Annotated in this window: 2 protein-coding genes; one reads left to right on the forward strand and one right to left on the reverse strand. The window is 62.2% G+C overall.

Annotation, left to right across the window (positions count from 1 at the left end; translation table 11 throughout):
* Nucleotides 1-138: 138 nt before the first annotated feature.
* On the reverse strand, nucleotides 139-1,395 hold the full coding sequence (gene murA / locus JZY06_RS10340; RefSeq protein ID WP_207279491.1) for a UDP-N-acetylglucosamine 1-carboxyvinyltransferase: 1,257 nt from the start codon (nucleotides 1,393-1,395) through the stop codon (nucleotides 139-141).
* An 81-nt stretch (nucleotides 1,396-1,476) separates the two neighbouring features.
* On the opposite strand from murA, the gene JZY06_RS10345 reads away from it, so the two are divergent.
* Nucleotides 1,477-2,088, forward strand: a complete 612-nt coding sequence (locus JZY06_RS10345; RefSeq protein WP_207279492.1) for a cob(I)yrinic acid a,c-diamide adenosyltransferase — start codon at nucleotides 1,477-1,479, stop codon at nucleotides 2,086-2,088.
* Nucleotides 2,089-2,178 lie beyond the last annotated feature (90 nt).

Genomic DNA, 2,178 nt, shown 5'->3' on the forward strand with positions numbered 1-2,178 from the left:
CGGTCGCGCTGACTTGAATAAACATACACACCAACCAACACACACACAAATCCCCAGCACACAGCCACAAACATCACTGCGCCGTGAACCGTTTTTTTCATCCACTCCGGCCGGTTGGTTTGCCTGTTGCCGGTTTGTTCAGTCCTCGATGCGTTCGACCCGGGCGCCAAGCGCGTTGAGTTGCTCGACAAAATGGGGATATCCACGGTCAATGTGGAAAACATCGTGGATTTCACTGATCCCATCGGCGGCTAGTGCCGCCATGACCAGCCCGGCGCCGGCCCGGATATCCGATGACCAGACCTTGGTGGATGAGAGTTCTTTCTTTCCCCGGATGGCGACATGGTGGCCGTCCACCGAGGCATCGGCCCCCAACCGCTGCATCTCATCGACGAAGCGGAAGCGGGATTCGAAGACGTTCTCGGTGATCATCGACAGCCCGTCACTGACGGCGGCCAGGCCGATGGCCATCGGCTGCAGATCGGTGGGGAATCCCGGATAGGGAAGAGTCTGGTAGTCCACGGCCTGGGGGCGGTGGTTCATTTTCACCCGGAAGCCCTGTTCGTAGGTTTCCACTTCGGCGCCCGCGACTTTGAGTTTTTCCAGCGGCAGGTGCAGGTGTTTCGGGCTGATCCCGCCGACTGTCACATCACCCTGGGTCATCGCCGCCGCATACGCCCAGGTTCCGGCGACGATCCTGTCACCGACGACTTCGTGGGTGGCCGGATGCAGTTCGGTGACGCCGGTAATGGTGATGGTGTTTGAACCGGCACCGTCGATCTTGGCCCCCATGGAGTTGAGAAGGTTGCACAGGTCAACGATTTCGGGTTCCCGGGCGGCATTGTCCAGCACGGTGATTCCGTCGGCCAACACTGCCGCGGTGAGAATGTTTTCGGTCGCTCCCACGCTGGGGAAATCCAGGGCAATGTCGGCGCCGGTGAGGTGATCGACTTCGGTGACGACACATCCGTGTTCGATGCGGGTGGTGCAGCCGAGTTTTTCCAGCCCCGACTGGTGCATGTCCAGCGGACGCGAACCGATGGCGTCGCCGCCGGGCAGTGCCACGGTGGCCCGTCCACAGCGGGCGGTCAGTGGCCCGAGGACACACACACTGGCCCGGAACTGGCGGACCGCCTCGAAATCGGCGTCCGGTGTCAGGTGCCTCGGCACGGTGACCATGACATCGGTGCCGTCGACAATGACCTCGCAGCCCAGTCCCACCAGGACTTCCCGCATGAGGGGCACATCAAGGATTTCCGGGCAGTTGGTCAGTGTGGTGGTGCCTTCGGCCAGCAGGGCTGCGGCCATAAGTTTGAGCACACTGTTTTTCGCGCCGCTGACTTTGACGGCACCCGTCAGGCGGGCGCCTCCGTGGACCTGAAAACGTTCCTTCACACTGCATGATCCTACCTGCCGCCGCAGTACCGGGGGGTTGGGAGCGGCGTGCCGTGGCGGCCGCAACGGTAGGTTGGGGACATGGCTGTTCATTTGACGAAGATTTACACGCGCACGGGCGACGCCGGGGAAACCGGTCTGTCGAATTTTCAGCGGGTCAGCAAAAATGATCCGCGTTTGAAGGCTTACGCCGACTGCGAGGAAACCAACTGTGTGTTGGGTGTGGCGCTGGCCGGCGGGGGAATAACCGACGAAGTCCGGGAGGTGCTGTCCCGGATCCAAAACGAGCTGTTTGACGCCGGCGCCGATCTGGCCACCCCGATCGAGGAGAATCCGAAGTATCCGCCGCTGCGGGTCGAGCAGTCCTATATCGACGGTCTGGAAACCGACTGCGACAGGTTCAACGACCGTCTCGGCAATCTTGATTCCTTCATCCTTCCCGGTGGAACACCGGCCGGGGCGCACATCAATCTCGCCCGGGTGGTGTGCCGCCGCGCGGAGCGTTCCGCCTGGCAGGCCTACCACGCCCACCCGGAGACCACCTCAATTCTTCCGGCGAAATATTTGAACCGGTTGTCCGACCTGTTGTTCATCCTCGGCCGGGTGGTCAATGACGGCAATGACATCACCTGGGTGCCCGGCTCCGGCAGGCCCCGGCCCGGCGCAGCCGATCATTCCGACACCGACAACTAACCGGGGCACTGCCCCGCAGGTACTGGTTCCACCCCTGCTTCCGCAGGTTTTTTCCAGCGCACACGAGAACACCCACCGCCCTGTCGCCCG

The sequence above is a fragment of the Corynebacterium mendelii genome, from assembly GCF_017307055.1.
GTDB classification, from domain to species: Bacteria; Actinomycetota; Actinomycetes; order Mycobacteriales; family Mycobacteriaceae; genus Corynebacterium; species Corynebacterium mendelii.